At 49.9% G+C, this 3,362-nt stretch carries 3 protein-coding genes; all 3 read left to right on the top strand.

Translation table 11 applies throughout. From position 1 onward, the window contains the following. Positions 1 to 386 precede the first annotated feature (386 nt). The gene (locus D6C13_RS25125; protein WP_120135321.1) at positions 387 to 905 is read left to right on the top strand and encodes an Hcp family type VI secretion system effector; all 519 of its coding nucleotides are present in this window, start codon (positions 387 to 389) and stop codon (positions 903 to 905) included. Between the two features lie 71 nt (positions 906 to 976). Next, entirely contained in the window at positions 977 to 2,983 is a 2,007-nt protein-coding gene (tssI, locus tag D6C13_RS25130) for a type VI secretion system tip protein TssI/VgrG (RefSeq protein WP_120135322.1), read from the top strand. After that, a partial coding sequence (locus tag D6C13_RS25135) for a DcrB-related protein (protein WP_120135323.1) occupies positions 2,980 to 3,362 on the top strand: 383 nt, incomplete at its 3' end. The genes tssI and D6C13_RS25135, both read left to right, overlap by 4 nt.

A 3,362-nucleotide genomic window follows, 5' to 3' on the forward strand; every position in this document is an offset into this window, starting at 1 on the left:
ATATGATCTATCTTTATGATTTTAAGTGATTTATTTTATTTTCTGTGAGGTGTTTTATTATTGTGTTATATACCTTTGTTTTTTAGCATTCATGTGGATTATTTATTTTTTATGCTTATCGGTGTGCCGGTTTTTTTCTTGTTTTATAGTTTATTTTTTGGTGCTATTTTTGATAGTGAGTCTGTTAATTCAATTCTTTCTGTTTGTGGAAATTAGTTTCTTAAATAGTTTCTAAAACTGTTTCTAAAAATGAAATTAAAGCCAGTTCATTTGGCTTGTTTCTTTTTTACTTTCTCTGTAATGGGGATTGCAGAAAGTAAATTGATTTAAATAATAGATCTCATTCTTAATAAAACTGGTGTTAATCATTTACAAGGAGTTTTACGATGCCTACCCCATGTTATATCTCAATGAACGGCCAAACCCAGGGCAACATCACCGCGGGTGCTTTTACTTCTGAATCAGTCGGTAATATTTATGTTCAGGGGCATGAAAACGAAATGCTGGTGCAGGAGTTCCAACATATCGTTACCGTTCCAACCGATCCGCAATCAGGTCAGCCTGCCGGGCAGCGTGCTCACAAGCCGTTTATTTTCACGGTTGCACTGAATAAAGCGGTTCCTTTGCTTTATAACGCACTGGCTTCAGGCGAAATGCTGCCGACCACTGAGATGAAATGGTACCGCACGTCGGTTGAAGGAAAGCAGGAACATTTCTTCACAACCCGACTGACTGATTCCACCATTGTGGATATCAATTGTCATATGCCTCACTGCCAGGATCCCGCAAAACGCGAGTTCACCCAATTGATCGAAGTCTCTTTGGCTTACCGCAAAATTGAGTGGGAACACGTATCTGCAGGTACCTCTGGCGCTGATGACTGGCGCGCACCGCTGGAGTCTTAATTTCTGACTAATAATTACGCCCTGCATGAGGAGTGCAGGGCGTTACCCTCGTGCCTTCAGGGACTATGACAATGCCTCAATACGGAACCCGCTTTACCTTCACCGCAGGCAACGTGGCTAAAGACACCTTTGCTGTCGTGAATTTTCAGCTTTCACAGGCTTACTCCGAACTCTTTACCCTGGACGTCACGCTGGCCAGCAGTGACCCGGCGGTTGGCTTTGAAAAAGTATTGGATGAAATGGCGACGCTGACCATCTGGCAGGGCGAAGAAATCAAACGACGGGTGCGCGGCATCGTGACCTTTTGCGAACAGGGCGATACAGGCAAACATCAGACGCTGTACCGCCTGACCATCCGTCCCAACCTTTGGCGCAGCGCGCAGCGCCGTAACTGCCGCAGTTTTCAGAATTTTGATATTGCAGGCATTCTTCAGCCGTTGATGAAAGAAATGAACATCGTTAAATACGATACTTTTTTTCGCGCCTCGCACGACCAGCGTGAGTTTTGCGTGCAGTTTATGGAAAGCGACTACGAATTTATCCGGCGCCTGACCGCTGAAGAAGGCATTTTCTTTTTTGAAGAAGAATATCTGCAGGCCAACGATCAGAAACTGGCGTTTGCCGATAACTGTACGGCATTGACCAGCATGGGCAAGATACCCTACAACCCCAATGCGGCCTCGGAAGCCGACACATACTGCATCAACAATTTCCGCCGCAGCGCGCAGATCCGCCCTTCGCAGGTGACGTTGCAGGATTACACCTTCACCGCCCCGAACTGGCCGGCGCAATTTCAGGACCAGCCGCGGCGGATGCCCTATCAGCATGCGGCTTATGAAATATTTGATTATCCCGGACGCTTTAAAGACGAACAGCACGGCGAAGATTTTGCCCGCTATCAGATTGAAGGCTGGCGCAATAACGCGGATAGGGTCATGGGAACGTCGAACTCACCCCGCATTCAGCCCGGTCTGTGTTTTGCGCTGACGGACCATCCCCGTGAAGATTTGAATACCCAGTGGCAGGTTGTCGCCTGTGAAATGCAGGGCGACCAGCCACAGGCGCTGATAGGCAACGAAGGTCAGGGAACCACGCTGTCCAGCCACTTTCAGGTGATCCCCGCAACGCAAACGTGGCGCTCGGTGCCGCATCCCAAGCCGCGCATTGACGGCCCGCAGATTGCCATCGTCACCGGCCCGCCGGGAGAAGAAATCTTCTGCGATGAGCACGGGCGCGTGCGGGTAAAATTCGCCTGGGATCGCTACAACAAGGCTAACGAAGGCAGCTCGTGCTGGATCCGCGTCTCACAGGCGTGGGCAGGCACCGGTTTTGGCAACATCGCCATACCGCGCGTCGGCCAGGAAGTGATCGTCGATTTCCTCAACGGTGACCCGGATCAACCGATCGTGACCGGCCGTACCTATCACGCCAGCAATCGCGCACCCGGCAGTTTACTGGGCACTAAAACGCAGATGGCGATCCGCTCGCAGACCTACAAAGGCAGCGGTTACAACGAACTGATGTTCGAAGATGCGACCGGTAATGAGCTTTTGTCGATGCAGGCTCAGAAGGACATGAAAACGAAGGTACTGAACGATCAGGCACTGACAGTGGACCGTCATCGGGTGAAAAGCATCAAGGGTAATGAGCTCAGCACCATCAAGGGGAACCGCACAAAGATCGTTGCGGGTAATGAAACCAATGCCATTGAAGGATTTCAGGGCTCGACCGTAAAAATCGGGCAATCACTGGCGGTGAAAGGTGATGTTGCGCAGTTGACCGGCGGCACCCTTACCAGTCTTGCCGTTAACGTTGTGACGATAGGTTCCGGGCAAATGATCCGCCTTGAATGCGGGGACAGCGCTCTTGAACTGCATGCCAGCGGGGCCATCAATCTCAAAGGCAAAAGTTTGAATGTCACCATCGAGGGCAATGGCGTCATTAATACCGTGGGGGGTGTTCTCGGCCTCAATCCGTCTTCGCCAGGGGCACCGGCCACTGCTCCAGGTGAGAGCTATAAAAATTCGATACAAAGCAGCGTTGATGCGATTTTTAACAAGGAAAGTGAAAAGCCATGAGCCTATATCACATTGACGAGTGCAGCTTCCCATTGCCGGAGAACGGCAACTGGCAGGATTGCACCCTGAACATATTTAGAAATAATCAAGATAATTCGTCACTTATCGTCAGCAGGGGCATTATCCCTGAAGACCGGACATTTGAGGAAGAACTGGATCATCAGTGGTCTCTCCTGCTCGACAGCGTCGAACTCAAACGCAGTGAAACCCGAAAGATTCGTGTTCTGCCGATGTCTCGTAGTTACGTCGCGCTGGAAACGGAATGCGACTTCAAACGTGGCGCTCACATTCACTTTCAGCGTCAGTTAGCCATTCATCTTCCTGAACGTCATCAGATGCTGATTTTTACCAGCACAGCGTTAGCCCCTTTCTCTGCTGA

The organism is Rahnella woolbedingensis, from assembly GCF_003602095.1.
GTDB lineage: Bacteria > Pseudomonadota > Gammaproteobacteria > Enterobacterales > Enterobacteriaceae > Rahnella > Rahnella woolbedingensis.